The organism is Vibrio aquimaris, from assembly GCF_009363415.1.
GTDB lineage: Bacteria > Pseudomonadota > Gammaproteobacteria > Enterobacterales > Vibrionaceae > Vibrio > Vibrio aquimaris.
Window position 1 is genome coordinate 599,483 of record NZ_CP045350.1, and the last position, 20,186, is coordinate 619,668.

Annotated in this window: 15 protein-coding genes, 4 tRNA genes and 3 rRNA genes; 19 read left to right on the forward strand and 3 right to left on the reverse strand. The window is 45.0% G+C overall.

Features of this window, described 5'->3' with window-relative positions; all coding sequences use genetic code 11:
* The first annotated feature begins 536 nt into the window (after positions 1 to 536).
* From FIV01_RS02795 to FIV01_RS02825, 7 genes are all read left to right on the forward strand, one after another.
* Positions 537 to 2,088, forward strand: a 16S ribosomal RNA gene (locus FIV01_RS02795).
* A 64-nt stretch (positions 2,089 to 2,152) separates the two neighbouring features.
* Positions 2,153 to 2,229: transfer RNA gene (locus tag FIV01_RS02800), tRNA-Ile, on the forward strand.
* 41 nt (positions 2,230 to 2,270) lie between these two features.
* Positions 2,271 to 2,346: transfer RNA gene (locus FIV01_RS02805), tRNA-Ala, on the forward strand.
* 304 nt (positions 2,347 to 2,650) lie between these two features.
* Positions 2,651 to 5,540, forward strand: a 23S ribosomal RNA gene (locus FIV01_RS02810).
* Positions 5,541 to 5,643: 103 nt separating this feature from the next.
* Positions 5,644 to 5,759: ribosomal RNA gene (rrf, locus tag FIV01_RS02815) — 5S ribosomal RNA — on the forward strand.
* The 16S, 23S and 5S rRNA genes sit together here with 4 tRNA genes alongside, the layout of an rRNA operon.
* A 30-nt stretch (positions 5,760 to 5,789) precedes the next feature.
* Positions 5,790 to 5,866 (forward strand) — tRNA-Asp (locus FIV01_RS02820).
* Between the two features lie 45 nt (positions 5,867 to 5,911).
* Positions 5,912 to 5,988: transfer RNA gene (locus tag FIV01_RS02825), tRNA-Trp, on the forward strand.
* Between the two features lie 108 nt (positions 5,989 to 6,096).
* On the opposite strand, the gene FIV01_RS02830 is transcribed toward FIV01_RS02825, so the two are convergent.
* Both FIV01_RS02830 and suhB read right to left on the reverse strand, forming a co-directional pair.
* Positions 6,097 to 7,132 (reverse strand): IS630 family transposase gene (locus FIV01_RS02830; RefSeq protein ID WP_152429633.1). Its coding sequence is split into 2 segments (ribosomal slippage): positions 6,097 to 6,672 and positions 6,674 to 7,132, totalling 1,035 coding nucleotides; the frame shifts between segments, so codons are not numbered across the junction.
* Positions 7,133 to 7,317: 185 nt separating this feature from the next.
* Positions 7,318 to 8,121 (reverse strand): inositol-1-monophosphatase, encoded by an 804-nt coding sequence (gene suhB / locus FIV01_RS02835; protein ID WP_152429634.1) that lies wholly within the window; start codon positions 8,119 to 8,121, stop codon positions 7,318 to 7,320.
* Positions 8,122 to 8,291: 170 nt separating this feature from the next.
* Here suhB and trmJ point away from each other — a divergent pair, with 170 nt between their 5' ends.
* The 12 genes from trmJ to fusA all read left to right on the forward strand — a co-directional run bounded on the left by trmJ (position 8,292) and on the right by fusA (position 19,157).
* A complete protein-coding gene (gene trmJ, locus FIV01_RS02840; protein ID WP_152429635.1) occupies positions 8,292 to 9,014 on the forward strand; it encodes a tRNA (cytosine(32)/uridine(32)-2'-O)-methyltransferase TrmJ in 723 nt (240 codons plus the stop codon).
* Between the two features lie 118 nt (positions 9,015 to 9,132).
* Positions 9,133 to 9,639 carry a Fe-S cluster assembly transcriptional regulator IscR gene (gene iscR / locus FIV01_RS02845; protein WP_114788025.1) on the forward strand — a complete coding sequence of 169 codons (507 nt, stop codon included), beginning with the start codon at positions 9,133 to 9,135 and terminating at the stop codon, positions 9,637 to 9,639.
* 30 nt (positions 9,640 to 9,669) lie between these two features.
* Positions 9,670 to 10,884: an IscS subfamily cysteine desulfurase gene (locus FIV01_RS02850; protein WP_152429636.1), complete on the forward strand. Its 1,215-nt coding sequence runs from the start codon at positions 9,670 to 9,672 to the stop codon at positions 10,882 to 10,884.
* Between the two features lie 51 nt (positions 10,885 to 10,935).
* Entirely contained in the window at positions 10,936 to 11,316 is a 381-nt protein-coding gene (iscU, locus tag FIV01_RS02855) for a Fe-S cluster assembly scaffold IscU (protein WP_114788027.1), read from the forward strand.
* Positions 11,317 to 11,385: 69 nt separating this feature from the next.
* Entirely contained in the window at positions 11,386 to 11,709 is a 324-nt protein-coding gene (gene iscA, locus FIV01_RS02860; protein WP_114788028.1) for an iron-sulfur cluster assembly protein IscA, read from the forward strand.
* Positions 11,710 to 11,756: 47 nt separating this feature from the next.
* Entirely contained in the window at positions 11,757 to 12,272 is a 516-nt protein-coding gene (hscB, locus tag FIV01_RS02865; protein ID WP_152429637.1) for a co-chaperone HscB, read from the forward strand.
* A gap of 19 nt (positions 12,273 to 12,291) precedes the next feature.
* Positions 12,292 to 14,145: a Fe-S protein assembly chaperone HscA gene (hscA, locus tag FIV01_RS02870; protein ID WP_152429638.1), complete on the forward strand. Its 1,854-nt coding sequence runs from the start codon at positions 12,292 to 12,294 to the stop codon at positions 14,143 to 14,145.
* 11 nt (positions 14,146 to 14,156) lie between these two features.
* The gene (gene fdx, locus FIV01_RS02875; RefSeq protein WP_114788031.1) at positions 14,157 to 14,495 is read left to right on the forward strand and encodes an ISC system 2Fe-2S type ferredoxin; all 339 of its coding nucleotides are present in this window, start codon (positions 14,157 to 14,159) and stop codon (positions 14,493 to 14,495) included.
* A gap of 46 nt (positions 14,496 to 14,541) precedes the next feature.
* Positions 14,542 to 14,736 carry a Fe-S cluster assembly protein IscX gene (gene iscX / locus FIV01_RS02880; RefSeq protein ID WP_152429639.1) on the forward strand — a complete coding sequence of 65 codons (195 nt, stop codon included), beginning with the start codon at positions 14,542 to 14,544 and terminating at the stop codon, positions 14,734 to 14,736.
* 162 nt (positions 14,737 to 14,898) lie between these two features.
* Positions 14,899 to 16,197: an aminopeptidase PepB gene (pepB, locus tag FIV01_RS02885; RefSeq protein WP_152429640.1), complete on the forward strand. Its 1,299-nt coding sequence runs from the start codon at positions 14,899 to 14,901 to the stop codon at positions 16,195 to 16,197.
* 49 nt (positions 16,198 to 16,246) lie between these two features.
* Complete coding sequence (ndk, locus tag FIV01_RS02890) at positions 16,247 to 16,675, forward strand: nucleoside-diphosphate kinase (protein ID WP_152429641.1); 429 nt, start codon at positions 16,247 to 16,249, stop codon at positions 16,673 to 16,675.
* A gap of 394 nt (positions 16,676 to 17,069) precedes the next feature.
* On the forward strand, positions 17,070 to 19,157 hold the full coding sequence (fusA, locus tag FIV01_RS02895) for an elongation factor G (protein ID WP_152429642.1): 2,088 nt from the start codon (positions 17,070 to 17,072) through the stop codon (positions 19,155 to 19,157).
* Between the two features lie 75 nt (positions 19,158 to 19,232).
* Here fusA and FIV01_RS02900 read toward each other — a convergent pair whose 3' ends face one another.
* Positions 19,233 to 20,126, reverse strand: a complete 894-nt coding sequence (locus FIV01_RS02900; RefSeq protein WP_152429643.1) for a LysR substrate-binding domain-containing protein — start codon at positions 20,124 to 20,126, stop codon at positions 19,233 to 19,235.
* Between the last annotated feature and the right edge of the window lie 60 nt (positions 20,127 to 20,186).

Below are 20,186 nucleotides of genomic sequence, written 5' to 3' on the forward strand. Positions count from 1 at the left end.
GATAGTAGAGTACATCTTTGCTCTACTATCGGGTGGTTTTTACTCCTTTAGTGTGAATTGTGAGCGAACGATACAGTAAATTGAACTTTTTACTGTTTTGCTCTTGTGCTCTTAGAATTCTTCTCTATAATCCGCTCTCGTTGTCAGGGCAAAAGCTCTGATACATCGGTCAGCTTGGTTTTACTAGGCTAAGCAAAAGAAAAATAAAGAAAAGTGTTTGACTCTTTATTTTATATCGCTAGAATGGCCGACTCTTCTTTAGAGAGTAAATAAAGCTAAAGAAGAACGCTCTTTAACAAACTAAACCTATCAATCTGTGTGGGCACTCGTTGATGATAATCCAAATAGTTTCTTTAGAAACAATTTAGGTTTCAATGATACGAAGTGACCATTCGAATTGGGAAGCAGCCTTGAGCTGTTTTGTTTTACTTTTTCAAAAGTGAACACCAATAAGAGCACAGTCAATTCAAACATTACGTTATGTAATGTTCAGTATTCATTGAGCCTCCCCTATTTATTTAGGGAATCAAAACTTTAAATTGAAGAGTTTGATCATGGCTCAGATTGAACGCTGGCGGCAGGCCTAACACATGCAAGTCGAGCGGAAACGAGTTATCTGACCCTTCGGGTGACGATAACGGCGTCGAGCGGCGGACGGGTGAGTAATGCCTGGGAAATTGCCCTGATGTGGGGGATAACCATTGGAAACGATGGCTAATACCGCATAATAGCTTCGGCTCAAAGAGGGGGACCTTCGGGCCTCTCGCGTCAGGATATGCCCAGGTGGGATTAGCTAGTTGGTGAGGTAAGGGCTCACCAAGGCGACGATCCCTAGCTGGTCTGAGAGGATGATCAGCCACACTGGAACTGAGACACGGTCCAGACTCCTACGGGAGGCAGCAGTGGGGAATATTGCACAATGGGCGCAAGCCTGATGCAGCCATGCCGCGTGTATGAAGAAGGCCTTCGGGTTGTAAAGTACTTTCAGCAGTGAGGAAGGTGGGTATGTTAATAGCATACTCATTTGACGTTAGCTGCAGAAGAAGCACCGGCTAACTCCGTGCCAGCAGCCGCGGTAATACGGAGGGTGCGAGCGTTAATCGGAATTACTGGGCGTAAAGCGCATGCAGGTGGATGATTAAGTCAGATGTGAAAGCCCGGGGCTCAACCTCGGAATAGCATTTGAAACTGGTCATCTAGAGTACTGTAGAGGGGGGTAGAATTTCAGGTGTAGCGGTGAAATGCGTAGAGATCTGAAGGAATACCGGTGGCGAAGGCGGCCCCCTGGACAGATACTGACACTCAGATGCGAAAGCGTGGGGAGCAAACAGGATTAGATACCCTGGTAGTCCACGCCGTAAACGATGTCTACTTGGAGGTTGTGGCCTTGAGCCGTGGCTTTCGGAGCTAACGCGTTAAGTAGACCGCCTGGGGAGTACGGTCGCAAGATTAAAACTCAAATGAATTGACGGGGGCCCGCACAAGCGGTGGAGCATGTGGTTTAATTCGATGCAACGCGAAGAACCTTACCTACTCTTGACATCCATAGAACTTTCCAGAGATGGATTGGTGCCTTCGGGAACTATGAGACAGGTGCTGCATGGCTGTCGTCAGCTCGTGTTGTGAAATGTTGGGTTAAGTCCCGCAACGAGCGCAACCCTTATCCTTGTTTGCCAGCACTTCGGGTGGGAACTCCAGGGAGACTGCCGGTGATAAACCGGAGGAAGGTGGGGACGACGTCAAGTCATCATGGCCCTTACGAGTAGGGCTACACACGTGCTACAATGGCGCATACAGAGGGCGGCCAACTTGCGAAAGTGAGCGAATCCCAAAAAGTGCGTCGTAGTCCGGATTGGAGTCTGCAACTCGACTCCATGAAGTCGGAATCGCTAGTAATCGTGGATCAGAATGCCACGGTGAATACGTTCCCGGGCCTTGTACACACCGCCCGTCACACCATGGGAGTGGGCTGCAAAAGAAGTGGGTAGTTTAACCTTCGGGGGGACGCTCACCACTTTGTGGTTCATGACTGGGGTGAAGTCGTAACAAGGTAGCGCTAGGGGAACCTGGCGCTGGATCACCTCCTTATACGATGATTATTAAGACAAGTGTCCACACAGATTGATGGTTTAGAAGTTTTAGAGACGATACTGGGTCTGTAGCTCAGGTGGTTAGAGCGTTCGCCTGATAAGCGAGAGGTCGGTGGTTCAAGTCCACTCAGACCCACCAATCTTATTCCCAATAAGACGTGGCATACAGTATCACCTGATGGGGCTATAGCTCAGCTGGGAGAGCGCCTGCCTTGCACGCAGGAGGTCAGCAGTTCGATCCTGCTTAGCTCCACCATCTTTAAGCGCATTTCTTTTGAAATAGAAAGTCTTAAGTGTTCTTAAACATGGTTCTTTAATGAATCTGCTCTTTAACAATTTGGAAAGCTGACAAAGCAATCTTGATTCTTTGTGAATAAGATTGTTTGTAAAGTTCTCAATGTTTATCGAAAGATAAACACCAATAAACACATTCAAGTGTTCTTGGAAACAACACCTTAGTGTGTTGTTTATATTTGAGTCCGGCAAAATCGAGTCTGCATCATGTTTAAATAATTGCAGACAACTTTGGTTGTTTAATCTAAGACCCTTTGGGGTTGTATGGTTAAGTGACTAAGCGTACACGGTGGATGCCTTGGCAGTCAGAGGCGATGAAGGACGTATTAACTTGCGATAAGCCCAGATTAGGTAGTAAAAACCATTTGAGTCTGGGATTTCCGAATGGGGAAACCCAACTGCATAAGCAGTTACTGTTAACTGAATTCATAGGTTAACAGAGCGAACCGGGGGAACTGAAACATCTAAGTACCCCGAGGAAAAGAAATCAACCGAGATTCCGAAAGTAGCGGCGAGCGAAATTGGATTAGCCCTTAAGCTTTACACGCGTTAGACGAACGGTCTGGAAAGTCCGACAATACAGGGTGATAGTCCCGTAGTTGACGACGCGTGTTCAGTGAAATCGAGTAGGGCGGGACACGTGATATCCTGTCTGAATATGGGGGGACCATCCTCCAAGGCTAAATACTACTGACTGACCGATAGTGAACCAGTACCGTGAGGGAAAGGCGAAAAGAACCCCTGTGAGGGGAGTGAAATAGAACCTGAAACCGTGTACGTACAAGCAGTAGGAGCAGGCTTGTCCTGTGACTGCGTACCTTTTGTATAATGGGTCAGCGACTTATATTCAGTAGCAAGGTTAACCATCTAGGGGAGCCGTAGAGAAATCGAGTCTTAACTGGGCGTCGAGTTGCTGGATATAGACCCGAAACCAGGTGATCTAGCCATGGGCAGGTTGAAGGTTGAGTAACATCAACTGGAGGACCGAACCGACTAATGTTGAAAAATTAGCGGATGACTTGTGGCTAGGGGTGAAAGGCCAATCAAACCTGGAGATAGCTGGTTCTCCCCGAAATCTATTTAGGTAGAGCCTCGGACGAATACTACTGGGGGTAGAGCACTGTTAAGGCTAGGGGGTCATCCCGACTTACCAACCCTTTGCAAACTCCGAATACCAGTAAGTACTATCCGGGAGACACACGGCGGGTGCTAACGTCCGTCGTGGAGAGGGAAACAACCCAGACCGCCAGCTAAGGTCCCAAATTACAGCTAAGTGGGAAACGATGTGGGAAGGCTTAGACAGCTAGGATGTTGGCTTAGAAGCAGCCATCATTTAAAGAAAGCGTAATAGCTCACTAGTCGAGTCGGCCTGCGCGGAAGATGTAACGGGGCTAAGCTGTAAACCGAAGCTGCGGCAATACGATTTATCGTATTGGGTAGGGGAGCGTTCTGTAAGCCGTTGAAGGTGTGTTGTAAAGCATGCTGGAGGTATCAGAAGTGCGAATGCTGACATGAGTAACGATAAAGGGGGTGAAAAACCCCCTCGCCGGAAGACCAAGGGTTCCTGTCCAACGTTAATCGGGGCAGGGTAAGTCGACCCCTAAGGCGAGGCCGAAAGGCGTAGTCGATGGGAAACGGGTTAATATTCCCGTACTTCTTACAATTGCGATGGGGGGACGGAGAAGGCTAGGTGGGCCTGGCGACGGTCGTCCAGGTTCAAGTGCGTAGGCTTGAGAGTTAGGTAAATCCGGCTCTCTACAAGGCTGAGACACGATGTCGAGCTACTACGGTAGTGAAGTCATTGATGCCATGCTTCCAGGAAAAGCCTCTAAGCTTCAGATTGTAAGGAATCGTACCCCAAACCGACACAGGTGGTCGGGTAGAGAATACCAAGGCGCTTGAGAGAACTCGGGTGAAGGAACTAGGCAAAATGGTACCGTAACTTCGGGAGAAGGTACGCTCTTGTCGGTGAAGTCCCTCGCGGATGGAGCTAATGAGAGTCGCAGATACCAGGTGGCTGCAACTGTTTATTAAAAACACAGCACTGTGCAAAATCGTAAGATGACGTATACGGTGTGACGCCTGCCCGGTGCCGGAAGGTTAATTGATGGGGTTAGACGTAAGTCGACGCTCTTGATCGAAGCCCCGGTAAACGGCGGCCGTAACTATAACGGTCCTAAGGTAGCGAAATTCCTTGTCGGGTAAGTTCCGACCTGCACGAATGGCGTAATGATGGCCACGCTGTCTCCACCCGAGACTCAGTGAAATTGAAATCGCTGTGAAGATGCAGTGTACCCGCGGCTAGACGGAAAGACCCCGTGAACCTTTACTACAGCTTGGCACTGAACATTGAGCCTACATGTGTAGGATAGGTGGGAGGCTTTGAAGTGTGCACGCCAGTGTGCATGGAGCCATCCTTGAAATACCACCCTTGTATGTTTGATGTTCTAACTTAGACCCATTATCTGGGTTGAGGACAGTGCCTGGTGGGTAGTTTGACTGGGGCGGTCTCCTCCCAAAGAGTAACGGAGGAGCACGAAGGTGGGCTAATCACGGTTGGACATCGTGAGGTTAGTGCAATGGCATAAGCCCGCTTGACTGCGAGAATGACAATTCGAGCAGGTGCGAAAGCAGGTCATAGTGATCCGGTGGTTCTGTATGGAAGGGCCATCGCTCAACGGATAAAAGGTACTCCGGGGATAACAGGCTGATACCGCCCAAGAGTTCATATCGACGGCGGTGTTTGGCACCTCGATGTCGGCTCATCACATCCTGGGGCTGAAGTCGGTCCCAAGGGTATGGCTGTTCGCCATTTAAAGTGGTACGCGAGCTGGGTTTAGAACGTCGTGAGACAGTTCGGTCCCTATCTGCCGTGGGCGTTGGAAGATTGAAGGGGGCTGCTCCTAGTACGAGAGGACCGGAGTGGACGAACCTCTGGTGTTCGGGTTGTGTCGCCAGACGCATTGCCCGGTAGCTAAGTTCGGAATCGATAACCGCTGAAAGCATCTAAGCGGGAAGCGAGCCCTAAGATGAGTCTTCCCTGACCCCTTGAGGGTCCTAAAGGGTTGTTCGAGACTAGAACGTTGATAGGCAGGGTGTGTAAGCGTTGTGAGGCGTTGAGCTAACCTGTACTAATTGCCCGTGAGGCTTAACCATACAACACCCAAAGGGTTTTGATGGACTCAACTAGAACATTGAATGTGTTAAGAACGAAAACAGCTTTCCAAGTTATTCTCTAGAGATAGAGAGAAAGAATTTGCTTGGCGACCATAGCATTGTGGACCCACCTGACTCCATGCCGAACTCAGTAGTGAAACGCAATAGCGCCGATGGTAGTGTGGGGCTTCCCCATGCGAGAGTAGGACATCGCCAGGCTTTATATTTAGACTTAGGTCTAACCAGTGCGGAGCGGTAGTTCAGTTGGTTAGAATACCGGCCTGTCACGCCGGGGGTCGCGGGTTCGAGTCCCGTCCGCTCCGCCACTTATTTAGAAACCTCGCTAATGCGAGGTTTTTTCAGATATCCACAGGGGTGTAGCTCCAATTGGCAGAGCAGCGGATTCCAAATCCGCGTGTTGGGAGTTCGAGTCTCTCCACCCCTGCCATTACAAATCGCATAATTATGCAGAACGAAACCCGCTCATTGAGCGGGTTTTTTGTGTCTTGAGTGGTAACAGGGTTGACAGAGATCTGTGTGATACCAATCTGGAAAATTAACTGGTCAGCTCTATCCATCTTCTCGAGCACATCTTAGTGACTCTTTTCGAGCTATCCAAAAAGTGATTCCATGCAGCACAGATTTTGGCAACGATATCGTCGTAATCGGTAAACGATTGGTTGGCTAGATAGTGCTGCCTCAACCAACTCCATACCTGCTCTATAGGGTTCAACTCAGGGGAATAGGGTGGAAGTTTTATGATGCTGACATTATTGAGCTCTTTTGCAATATCATTGGTATGCCATCCGGCTCCATCTATGATAACCACCGCGTGACGACCTGTTTCAGTCACCGCGGAGATCTGCTTAAGATGTTCAACCATAATGTCCTTGTTAACCCAAGGAACGACCATCGCCTCACCAATACCTTTAGCGGGACATACTGAGCCAAATAAATACGCATACTCAAACTGCTGCTGTTTTACCGCTCTTGGGCGGGTTCCTCTTTCAGCCCATAGGCGAGTTGTTGTGTTTTGTTGGCCAAACCTTGCTTCATCCTGAAACCAGACATCGACGTTATCAAGCCCCATGTGACCGGGGATCTTAAGGATCGTTTCAATTTTGAATTTTTTTAAAATCGTCTTGGATTGGCTGGGATTGACGAGGGTGCTTGGAGCGTGAAGTTATCCAAGAAAAGCCCATATGGTTGAGCAAGTAGTAGATCGAATCTGGGTGGTAGTGTTTGCCAAATTTATTAACGATATAAGCATGAATATCGTTACCAGTTAATCGACCGCCAGACGAATCCATCGCTCGAGCCTTTATATACTGACGTAATTCTTCTCGCTGCATCGCGTTAAGAAATGCTGGGCGACCCGTTCTTGGTTTCTCTTGCAACCCTTCAAGCCCTTCTTCAAGGAACGTTTGTACCCATTTATTCACACTGGTTCTGCTTACCTTAAGGAACTTAGCAATTTGGGTTCGAGAGTGACCATCTTTGAAATGGGCCAATGCGAGTAATCGCATCTTCATTTGAATAGATTTTTGTTGGCTAGCAAGTTTTTTGAAATCAATGTTATTGAGACTGTCCATAGCGTCTTTTTTCATAAAGAAGTAACAGACTCAATTCGATCATGTTTTTACTCAGATTGGTATTATATTTTTCAGCATATCATTAAATGAAGATTTATTGATATTCGTCTTTATGCCTATTTTATGAAAGCTTCATACATAAAAAAGCCCACTCAATCGAGTGGGCTAGAAGTATCATTGCTGAATCATTTTAAGAGGGCATCGTTGCCGTTTTCGCGGATATGTTTTAGCAGTCCTTTCACACCGCGAGCACTCGAAGAGACGACGTTACCTGACTTCATATAATCTGTACCGCCAGCAAAGTCTGTTACTATTGCTCCTGCTTCGCGTGCAATAAGTTCACCTGCCGCAATATCCCAAGGTTTAAGACCTAACTCAAAGAAGCCGTCAACACGCCCAGCTGCTAGGTAGCATAAATCTAGAGCCGCAGAACCTGTGCGCCTGAAATCAGAGCAGTCAACAAAAAGGGCAGACATGATTTTAAAGTAGGATTCAGAATGTTGCTTTTGCTTGAATGGGAAACCCGTCGCTAAAACAGCACCTTGCATATCTTTAACTTGTTTTACACGGATACGGGCACTATTTAACTGAGCTCCGGAACCACGTTGAGCAGTAAATAGTTCATTCAGCATAGGGTCGTAAACACAAGCAACTTCGGTTTTGCCTTTTAGACGTACTGCGATTGAAACAGAAAAATGTGGGAAACCTTTAATGAAGTTTGTTGTTCCATCCAGAGGGTCTATGATCCATTGAACTTCGTCGTCTTTACCTGTTAGTAGGCCAGCTTCCTCACTGATAATTGTGTGATCTGGATAAGAGGCTCTGATGGTATCAATAACGATAGATTCTGCTTCTTTGTCAATATTAGTGACAAAATCATTGGTGCCTTTTTGTGTAGACTCAATTTTATCGACATTTTCTAAAGATTTAGCAATATGATTGCCTGCTTTTCGCGCTGCGCGAATAGCGATGTTAAGCATAGGATGCATACAAATTTCCCAACGGATTTTAAAGAACAGAAAAACGGACGGGAGTATACCAGATAACTCGCTAAATGGAAGCGGGTGTTTTTTTGTTCTATCAGTCAAAAGGGTGTGATGTTTTTAACTCTGAATATGTTAATATCGCGCGGTTCAAACATACGGTCTGGGAAAACCCAATGCTAGATAATGTCAAAGTGGTACTTGTTGGGACCTCACATTCAGGAAATATTGGTTCTGCAGCTCGAGCTATGAAAGTTATGGGTTTGTCTAACCTAGTTCTTGTTGAACCTCAGTGTGAAATTGATCAGCAAGCAATGTCAATGTCATCAGGTGCGACCGATATACTCGAGAGCGCATCAATTGTTAGCTGTCTCACCGAAGCTATTTCGGACTGTAGTTTGGTTGTCGGTTCTAGCGCACGTTCACGTACTTTGGAGTGGCCGATGTTAGAGCCACGTGAATGTGGTAGAAAGTTTATTGAACAAGCTTCATTTTCTCCAACTGCGTTGGTTTTTGGTCGAGAGAGGACGGGTTTAACAAACGAGGAGCTGCAAACTTGTCATTTTCATGTTTGTATTCCCGCCAACCCTGAATACAGCTCACTTAATCTTGCTATGGCAGTCCAGACGTTGAGTTACGAAGTTCGCATGGCGTATTTAGATCATGAAAAAGCAACCTATCAACCTGCTGAAACATGTGAATTTCCTAGGCATAAAGAACTAGAGCTGTTCTTTTCGCATTTGGAGAGTGTAGTAAAGAGCATTGATTTTATTAGCGATAAGCAGCCTGGAAAAGTGATGAATAAGCTGCGTCGTTTATTCACTCGAGCTCGCCCTGAAGCTCAAGAGCTAAATATTTTACGTGGTATTTTAACTGCAGTGGAAAAAAAACTGCCTTAATTCTTTCCTAAGTATTTTTACAACTAATACTTGAGTAAAATACTTGGTTAAATACTTGACTATTTTAGTCGGGTATGAAAGAATTTATAACACATAAACGATGTGGATATGGTGTTATATGAGACTTACATCTAAAGGAAGATACGCAGTTACAGCCATGTTAGATGTGGCTCTGCACTCACAGCAAAATCCCGTACCACTGGCCGATATTTCAGAGCGCCAGGGTATTTCACTTTCTTATCTGGAACAACTCTTTTCCAAACTACGAAAAGCTGGGCTGGTCGCGAGTGTTCGTGGACCAGGAGGCGGCTATCGTTTGGGTACTGATGCCAACACCATCGCAATAGGGACGGTTATTGCCGCAGTAGATGAATCTGTCGATGCGACAAAGTGCCATGGTCGAGGTGATTGCCAAGGTGGAACTCGTTGCCTAACTCATACACTTTGGCACGATTTGAGCTCAAGAATCAGTGATTTTTTAAACAACATCACTCTTGGTGAGCTGATGACAGATAATGATGTTCTAGAAGTATCCGATCGACAAGACCTTGATCTTGCGACTAATCATGGGTTTTCTAAAAAGAATTCTAACACCGCACCCATCGGTATAAATTTCCGCTCATAAAGCGGTTTGCCTGTTACATTGGAGTAGAGAATGAAACTGCCTATTTATCTTGATTATTCAGCAACATGCCCAGTTGATCCTCGGGTAGCTGAAAAAATGGTTCAGTACATGACTATGGACGGTACGTTTGGTAACCCAGCATCTCGTTCACACAGATATGGCTGGCAGGCGGAAGAAGCCGTAGACACTGCTCGTGAACAGATTGCAGATTTATTAAATGCAGATCCGCGAGAGATTGTTTTCACTTCTGGTGCGACTGAATCTGATAACTTAGCGATCAAAGGTGCTGCTCACTTCTATTCGAAGAAGGGCAAGCATATTATCACTTGCAAAACAGAGCACAAAGCTGTTCTTGATCCATGTCGTCAATTAGAACGAGAAGGTTTTGAAGTGACTTATTTAGAGCCAGAAGCCGATGGTATTATTGACCTAAAGAAACTTGAAGCAGCAATGCGCGAGGATACTGTTCTAGTCTCTATAATGCATGTGAATAATGAGATTGGAGTAGTTCAAGATATTGCGGCAATAGGCGATTTGTGTCGTAGCCGTAAAATCGTTTTCCATGTTGATGCCGCCCAATCAGCAGGTAGATTGCCAGTCGATGTGCAAGAAATGAAAGTTGACCTTATTTCGTTATCGGCACACAAGGCCTATGGTCCTAAAGGTATCGGTGCTTTGTATGTTCGCCGCAAACCACGTATTCGCTTAGAAGCTCAGATGCATGGTGGCGGTCATGAACGTGGTTTCCGTTCTGGTACTTTGCCAACTCATCAGATTGTTGGCATGGGTGAGGCTTTCCGTATTGCTAAAGAAGACATGCAGAAAGACTATGAGCATGCATTGGCTCTTCGTAACCGCTTGTTTGAAGGCGTAAAAGACCTTGAAGCTGTGACTGTGAATGGTTCTTTTGAACAGCGTGTGCCTCATAACTTGAATATAAGTTTTGCTTTTGTTGAAGGTGAATCTTTGCTGATGTCACTGAAAGATCTTGCGGTTTCTTCAGGCAGCGCGTGTACTTCAGCCAGTTTAGAACCGTCATATGTACTACGAGCTTTAGGCTTAGATGATGAACTAGCACATAGCTCAGTTCGATTCTCTTTCGGTCGTTTCACAACCGAAGAGGAAGTTGATTATGCGATTGAGCAAATCCGTTTAGCAGTGACGAAGCTACGCGACATGTCTCCTCTATGGGATATGTACAAGGAAGGAGTGGATTTAAGCACAGTCGAGTGGGCGCACCACTAACTTGCTAAGTTACGCTTCAAAAGTTGTTATAGAGGATTTGAGGAAAAGATTATGGCATATAGCGAAAAAGTAATTGATCACTACGAGAACCCAAGAAATGTTGGTTCTTTTGATAAAGAAGACCCAAATGTGGGCAGCGGTATGGTTGGAGCTCCAGCCTGTGGTGATGTGATGAAGCTACAAATTAAAGTGACGCCAGAAGGCATTATTGAAGATGCCAAGTTCAAAACATACGGTTGTGGCAGTGCCATCGCGTCAAGCTCACTCGTTACTGAGTGGGTCAAAGGTAAGAGCATAGATGAAGCTGCAGAAATTAAAAATGCAGAAATTGCAGAAGAGCTTGAACTTCCGCCGGTAAAAGTACACTGCTCAATTCTTGCGGAAGATGCAATTAAAGCAGCCGTTGCTGATTACAAGAAAAAACACCAATAATAAGCAGTCTGTATATAATGGGGGTATTTGCCCCCATTTCACGAGTTAACAAATTAATTAAGGTGCAGTATGGCCATCACAATGACAGAAACAGCAGCAAGTCGAGTTAGAACATTCTTAGAAAACCGAGGTAAAGGCGTCGGTTTGCGTTTGGGTGTTAAGACGACTGGCTGTTCTGGAATGGCTTACGTACTCGAGTTTGTTGATCAGCTTAATGAAGAAGATGAAGTATTTGAGCATCAAGGCGTTAAAGTCATTATCGACAAAAAGAGTTTAGTTTACCTTGACGGCACAGAGCTTGACTACGTTAAGGAAGGGCTTAATGAAGGTTTTGAGTTTAACAACCCGAATGCCAAAGGTGAATGTGGCTGTGGTGAAAGCTTTAATGTATAACTGATGAGTGCCACTTGGCCCTGAGTTATTTAAGGACCGACCTCTTAATGAATTATTTTGAACTATTCGGGCTACCAAGTCAGTTTCAACTGGATGGTAGCCTTCTTTCTTCGCAGTTTCGTGAGCTACAAAAACGCTTCCACCCGGATAATTTTGCTACTGCATCTGAGCGTGATCGCTTGATGGCGGTACAAAAAGCATCAGAAATAAATGATGCTTATCACGTGCTTAAAAGTCCGCTCTCTCGAGCAGAATATATTCTTGCCGAAAATGGGATTGATATTCGTGATGAACAGCAGACCATGAGCGATTCAATGTTTCTCATGGAACAGATGGAGCTGCGAGAAAAGCTTGAAGATATCCCATCTCAACCTGAACCAGAGGCTGCGCTGTTTGACTTTGATGCTGAGGTGAGCAAAACCCATAAGCAATATCTTCAAGCTGTCGAATTAGAACTGAACGCAGGCCAGTGGACTCAAGCGGCCGATACTGTGCGTAAGATCAAGTTTATCACCAAACTGAAAAATGAAATAGAGCTAGTGGAAGAGAAACTCCTCGGCTAGTGAATGATAAGGACCAAGCATGGCATTACTCCAAATAGCCGAACCTGGACAAAGTTCAGCACCTCATGAGCATAAGCTAGCAGCAGGTATTGATTTAGGTACGACTAATTCGCTTGTTGCCGCTGTACGCAGTGGTGACGCTTCAACGTTAAAAGATGAATTAGGGAGGAGTATTCTTCCCTCCATCGTTAACTACTCCCAAGCAGAACCTATCGTGGGTTATGAGGCGAGACAAAAGGCAGAATCGGCTCCTGAAAACACCATGATTTCGGTTAAGCGTTTACTTGGGCGGTCACTGCAAGATATTCAGGCTAGATATCCTAATTTACCTTATCAGTTTAAAGAAAGTGACAATGGTTTACCTGTGTTCGAGACGGCATCGGGTGACAAAAATCCAATTCAAGTATCCGCTGATATTCTGAAATCGTTATCTGAGCGAGCTGAGCAGACACTTGGTGGTGACTTGTCAGGGGTTGTCATTACCGTGCCAGCTTATTTTGATGATGCCCAGCGCGCTGGTACAAAAGATGCGGCTAAGTTAGCTGGCCTTAATGTTTTACGCCTATTAAATGAACCCACTGCAGCTGCGATTGCCTATGGTCTCGATTCCGGACAAGAAGGAATCATCGCCGTTTATGACCTTGGCGGTGGTACATTTGATGTGTCTATTCTCCGTTTATCAAAAGGTGTGTTTGAGGTTCTTGCTACAGGCGGTGACTCGGCACTAGGTGGGGATGATTTTGATCATCTCTTGGCGGAATATTTATTAGATCAAGCTGGTGTTAAAGCGCCATTGTCTCCAGAGCAGCACAGAACAGTATTGAATCTTGCCACTGAAGCTAAGATTGAATTATCCGAGAAAGACTCTGTTGATGTTGAGGTTCTAGGTTGGACAGGGAAGGTATCTAGAAAAGAGTTTGATTCATTGGTGCAACCTCTGGTGAAAAAAACTCTCATGTCTTGTCGCCGAGCGTTAAAAGATGCGCAAGTTGATGTCGAAGAGGTATTAGAAGTCGTCATGGTTGGAGGTTCTACGAGAACCATACTAGTCCGTGAAATGGTGGGTGAGTTTTTTCAACGCACGCCATTAACCAGTATTAATCCTGATGAAGTCGTAGCAATAGGTGCAGGTATTCAGGCCGATATCCTAGTGGGTAATAAACCGGATACTGAGATGTTGTTATTGGATGTAATACCTCTTTCTCTTGGTATTGAAACTATGGGTGGCTTGGTTGAGAAAATAATCCCACGTAACACGACTATTCCCGTCGCGCGAGCGCAAGAGTTCACCACATTTAAAGATGGTCAGACTGCGATGAGTGTGCATGTTGTGCAGGGAGAGCGAGAAATGGTCGATGATTGCCGCTCGTTAGCTCGATTCTCTCTCAAAGGAATCCCTCCAATGGCAGCAGGAGCTGCGCATATACGAGTCACTTACCAAGTTGATGCCGACGGTTTACTCTCTGTGAATGCCATGGAGAAGAGTACTAAGGTTCAATCTGAAATTCAGGTCAAACCTTCTTATGGCTTGAGTGACGATGAAGTGGCGAATATGCTGCTTGACTCTATGACTTATGCTAAAGAGGATATGTTAGCGCGTGCATTGGCTGAGCAGCGAGTAGAAGCTGATCGAGTGATTGAAGGATTGTTGGTCGCCATCCAAGTAGATGGTGATGATCTTCTGTCGGAGAACGAAAAAGCAACCTTAGTCAAGGTTATTGAGTCCTTAATTGAGCTTCGTAACGGTGATAGTGCTGATGCCATTGAACAAGGCATTAAAGATGCTGACAAGGCGAGTCAAGATTTTGCTTCACGCCGTATGGATAAGTCGATTCGATCTGCGTTATCAGGTCAATCAGTAGATGATATTTAAGAGAAACAGTTATGCCTAAGATTATTGTATTACCGCACGAAGATTTATGTCCTGAAGGTGCGGTTTTGGAAGCGAGCACAGGTGACACAGTTTTAGATGTCGCACTTAAAAATGGCATTGGCATTGAGCATGCGTGTGAAAAATCTTGTGCCTGTACCACATGCCACGTCGTGATCCGTGAAGGTTTTGATTCTCTTGAGGAGAGCGATGAACTCGAAGATGACATGCTAGATAAAGCATGGGGTCTAGAGCCTGAGTCACGTTTAGGTTGCCAAGCTAAAGTTGCTGATGAAGATCTTGTTGTAGAAATACCTAAGTATACACTCAACCACGCTTCTGAAGATCATTAAAAAACGAGTGTTATAAACTAACCAAAAATGAGAAGGAAAGTGAGCAATGAAATGGACAGATTCACGGGACATCGCGATAGAGCTTTGTGATAAGTTTCCAGAGCTTGATCCTAAAACAGTTCGATTTACTGACTTACATAAATGGATCACCGAGTTAGATGAGTTTGATGATGAACCTAATCGCTCGAATGAAAAAATCCTAGAAGCAGTGATATTATGCTGGATGGATGAGATTGACTAGAGAGAAGCGTAAAAACTTTTGAAGTTAACATTTCTGATTAAAAAAACGGGCGATATCGGCCGTTTTTTTATCGAACTAACATTTTTAGCTTTTAAGATGCTAACATCCCTAGGTTGAGCAAACAGGCGTAGAGTTCGCCAGTAATAAAGACAAGGAGAAACCATGTCCGAACAAATGTCAGTATTTTTGAGTACCGAATCAGCGCCTGCCCATTGGGGAGAAAAAGCAATCCTTTCTTTTTCAGAGCAAGGTGCAACGATTCATTTAGGACAAGGTAATGAACAAGAAGTCGTTCAGCGGGCTGCTCGAAAACTAGACTCTCAGGGTATAGCATCGGTTTCACTTCAAGGAGCAGGTTGGGATCTAGAAACAGTTTGGGTATTTCATCAGGGATATCGTAATCCGAAGAAAAACAATGCTTTAATTTTGCCTGAACTTGTTGACGCTGCTCAAGCCGAGTTAGAAGCACGGATTAAAGCGACTGAATTTACCCGCGATATCATCAATAAACCGGCTGAGGAAGTTGCCCCAAGACAGTTGGCGACTATGGCGGCTGAATTTATTAAGTCTGTTGCACCAGAAGGTTCGGTGAAAGTCCGTATCGTAAAAGACAAAGATTTGTTAGATGAAGGTTGGGAAGGTATCTATGCTGTCGGGCGTGGTTCGGAGAGAACATCGGCTATGTTACAGCTGGATTATAACCCTACTGGCGATGAGAACGCACCTGTGTGGGCATGCTTAGTTGGTAAAGGGATAACCTTTGACTCTGGTGGCTATAGCATTAAGCCATCAAACTTTATGACGGCGATGAAAGCAGACATGGGTGGCTCGGGTACTATTACTGGGGGATTTGCTCTGGCGATTATGCGTGGTCTTAACAAACGGGTAAAACTTATTCTCTGCTGTGCTGAAAATATGATTTCAGGTAGAGCGCTAAAGCTCGGTGATATTATTACCTATAAAAATGGCAAGACAGTTGAAATTATGAATACTGACGCAGAAGGACGTTTAGTGTTAGCTGATGGTTTGATTTATGCCAGTGAGCATAAGCCTGAATTGATTATTGACTGTGCAACCTTAACTGGAGCGGCCAAGAATGCACTAGGTAACGACTATCATGCATTAATGAGTTTCGATGAGTCTCTTTCTCAGCAAGCTTTATCTGTTGCTCGAGAAGAAAAAGAGGGCTTGTGGTCGCTTCCTCTGGCCAGTTGTCACCGAGATATGTTACCGTCAAGCTTTGCGGACTTGTCTAATATCAGTAGTGGGGATTACGCACCAGGTGCGAGTACCGCAGCAGCATTCTTATCTTACTTTGTAGAAGATTATCATAAAGGATGGCTGCACTTTGATTGTGCAGCGACGTACCGTAAATCTGCAACGGATATGTGGGCTGCAGGGGCAACTGGAGTTGGCGTACGTACTTTAGCTGGTTTACTCATCCAGCAAGCAAATCAGTAATTTTAGTGGCGTCTTAACGCTCAATCGCAAATATTATAAAGGTATACCTATGGCTCTAGAAAGAACATTTTCTATCATCAAGCCTGATGCAGTAGAACGTAACTTGATTGGCGAAATCTACAATCGTTTTGAAAAAGCAGGATTTAAAATTGTAGCAGCAAAAATGGTGCAGTTGACTGAGGAGCAGGCTAGTGGTTTTTATGCTGAGCATGAAGGCAAGCCATTTTTTCCACCACTGAAAGAATTTATGACATCAGGGCCAATTATGGTTCAGGTTCTTGAGGGAGAAAACGTTATTGCTAGATATCGTGAGCTGATGGGTAAGACTAACCCTGAAGAAGCGGCTTGTGGTACTCTTCGTGCCGACTACGCGATAGACATGCGTCTTAATTCGGTACATGGCTCAGATAGCCCAGAATCGGCAGCCAGAGAAATAGAGTTTTTCTTCCCCGCTGCTGAAATTTGCCCTCGCGGTTAGTTTACTTCTATATCTAATATGGGTGCTGCTGACATTGGTAGCGCCTTTTATCACCTCTTTTTTGCCTAGGTAGATATCTTATCGTGGTTAACAAATGGTTTATCAATTTAGTTGATGAGTCTTGTTATTGATCTTATGAAAATCATAAAGTTAGAATCTTTACCTCCATATTGGTTTTATTTTTTAATCAGCATGTTTACTTGAGTTAAATATTACCTTAACTTGCTGAAAAGTAGTCGTCTCTTATATTTTTCTTCCTTAAGAAAGCAGTACTATCAGGTGATCGTCTTCACGACATAAGTTTTTTTATTCACACATGCACGCAAAGCTATCAGTCTTGACAGATTGTGATATACTCTGCGCGCAATTTATACCTTATTAACAGAGTAAGACAATGGCAGATTTATCAAAGTACAGAAACATTGGTATTTTCGCGCACGTTGATGCGGGTAAAACTACCACCACTGAGCGTATCCTTAAGCTTACTGGTAAAATCCACAAAACTGGTGAAGTACACGACGGTGAGTCTACAACTGACTTCATGGAGCAGGAAGCTGAGCGTGGTATCACAATCCAGTCTGCTGCCGTTACTTGTGAGTGGAACGGCCACCGCCTGAACGTTATCGATACTCCGGGACACGTTGACTTTACAGTAGAAGTATATCGTTCACTTAAAGTTCTAGACGGTGGTATCGGTGTATTCTGTGGTTCTGGTGGTGTTGAGCCTCAGTCAGAGACTAACTGGCGTTACGCGAACGATTCAGAAGTATCTCGTTTGATCTTCGTGAACAAACTAGACCGTATGGGTGCAGACTTCTTCCGCGTTGTTGACCAAGTCAAAAACGTGCTGGGTGCTAACCCTCTAGTAATGACTCTGCCTATCGGTCGTGAAGACGATTTCGTTGGTGTTGTAGATGTTCTAACACGTAAAGCATACGTGTGGGATGACTCAGGTCTTCCAGAAAACTACGAAGTTCAAGATATCCCAGCTGATATGGTTGACGATGTAGAGCAATACCGTGAAGAGCTAGTTGAAACTGCTGTAGAGCAAGACGACGACCTAATGGAAGCGTACATGGAAGGTGAAGAGCCTTCTATCGAACAGCTAAAAGCTTGTATCCGTAAAGGTACTCGCGATCTAGCATTCTTCCCAACTTTCTGTGGTTCTGCATTCAAAAACAAAGGTGTTCAGCTTGTTCTTGACGCAGTTGTAGACTACCTGCCAGCACCAACAGAAGTTGAACCTCAGCCTCTAACTGATCCTGAAACAGGTGAGCCTACTGGTGAAGTTGCTACAGTATCTGCTGATGAGCCACTAAAAGCACTAGCATTCAAAATCATGGATGACCGTTTCGGTGCTCTAACCTTTATCCGTATCTACTCTGGTCGTATGAAGAAGGGTGACACTATCCTTAACTCTGCAACTGGCAAGACTGAACGTATCGGTCGTATGTGTGAGATGCAAGCTGATGAGCGTAACGAGCTGACTGAAGCGCAAGCAGGTGACATTATCGCAGTTGTGGGCATGAAGAATGTTCAAACTGGTCACACTCTATGTGATCCTAAGCACGAATGTACGCTTGAAGCGATGATCTTCCCAGAACCAGTAATCTCAATCGCAGTTGCACCTAAAGATAAAGGTTCCACTGAGAAAATGGGTATCGCTATTGGTAAGATGGTTGCAGAAGATCCATCATTCCAGGTAGAGACTGATGAAGATTCAGGTGAAACTATCCTTAAAGGTATGGGTGAACTTCACCTAGACATTAAGGTAGATATCCTTAAGCGTACTTACGGCGTTGAGCTAGAAGTAGGTGCTCCTCAGGTAGCTTACCGTGAAACTATCACTCAGCCAGTTGAAGACAGCTACACGCACAAGAAGCAGTCTGGTGGTTCTGGTCAGTTCGCGAAAATTGACTACCGTATCAAACCAGGTGAAGCAAACTCTGGCTTTACGTTCTCATCATCAGTTGTTGGTGGTAACGTACCTAAAGAGTTCTGGCCTGCAGTAGAGAAAGGCTTCGGCAGCATGATGGAAACAGGTGTTCTTGCTGGTTTCCCAACACTAGATGTTGAAGTTGAACTATTCGACGGTGGTTTCCACGCAGTTGACTCTTCAGCTATTGCTTACGAAATCGCAGCGAAAGGTGCATTCCGTCAGTCTATGCCAAAAGCGGGCGCTCAGCTTCTAGAGCCAATCATGAATGTTGATGTTTTCACTCCAGAAGACAACGTTGGTGATGTAATCGGTGATCTTAACCGTCGTCGTGGTATGATCAAAGACCAGCAAGCTGGTACTACAGGCGTTCGTATTAAAGCTGATGTACCTCTATCAGAAATGTTTGGTTACATTGGTCACCTACGTACTATCACTTCTGGTCGTGGTCAGTTCTCTATGGAATTTGCACACTACGCACCTTGTCCAGCTAACGTTGCTGAGCAAGTTATTGCAGAAGTTAAAGAGCGTGAAGCTAAGAAGTAATTCTTATCGTCTTATGTGATAAAAACCCGTAACTTTTGTTACGGGTTTTTTATTTTAACTGCACAAAGTTAATCGTTATTCTTCGATTATACCCTGTAGCCACTGAGTGAAAGCGAGAATACGTTTTAGTCGCGGTGACTCCTGATCGTAAAAAACATTAAATTGGATGCCAGGATGCATAGCGATTTCAAAAGGCTTGATTAGCAGCCCCCTACTGACTAGATCATTGGCCAATGAATCTGAGGCAAGACAAGCACCGTGGCCAGCAATCACCGCATTCATTGCGTGATCAAAGGTACGCACTTCTGTCCATTGTACCGACTCTTTATCCATTTTTACGCCCGCTTCTGCAAACCAAGTTTGCCATGGGTATCCGCCAGATTGGTAATGTATTAGCCAAGTGTTAAGCAGTTGCTCTGGTCGCGATAAATCGATGTTGTTTGCTAAATGGGGGGAACAAAAGGGATAGATAGGATCCTCGAATAAAAATTCTTTATGGAGCCCAGTTGTATTTGCAAGCTCTTCACCTTGCCATATTGCCAGATCAACGTCGCCTTGTTTAAGTTTTGGCTCGTCACAGCTTGTTTCAATCCTAATTGGTATGTTGGGGTGCAGAGAGGAAAACTGCCAAAGTTTGGGTAAAAGCCAACATGATGCAAATGAGGGAGTCGAACTGACACAAAGCAGTCCTTCAATCGGTTCACTTTGAATCTGATTTAATCCAGTGACGATATGATCGAACCCTTTAGAGACATGCCTATATAAGATTTTTCCCTGTTCAGTGAGACGCATTTCTCGACCGTCTCGCATAAAGAGTTTACAGCCTAGTCCATCTTCAAGCTGGCGAATCTTTTGGCTCACAGCTGCTTGACTGACAAATAGCTCTTCCGCAGCTTTACTATAACTACTTAATCTGGCTGCAACTTCAAAGTATCTAAGGCCTGAAAGGTGATGTAAGCGTGCGTCCATAGACTCTCTTTATTGGTATTTTCTGTTATAATAATCTTTTCTATTAAAAAGCAAAAGGAG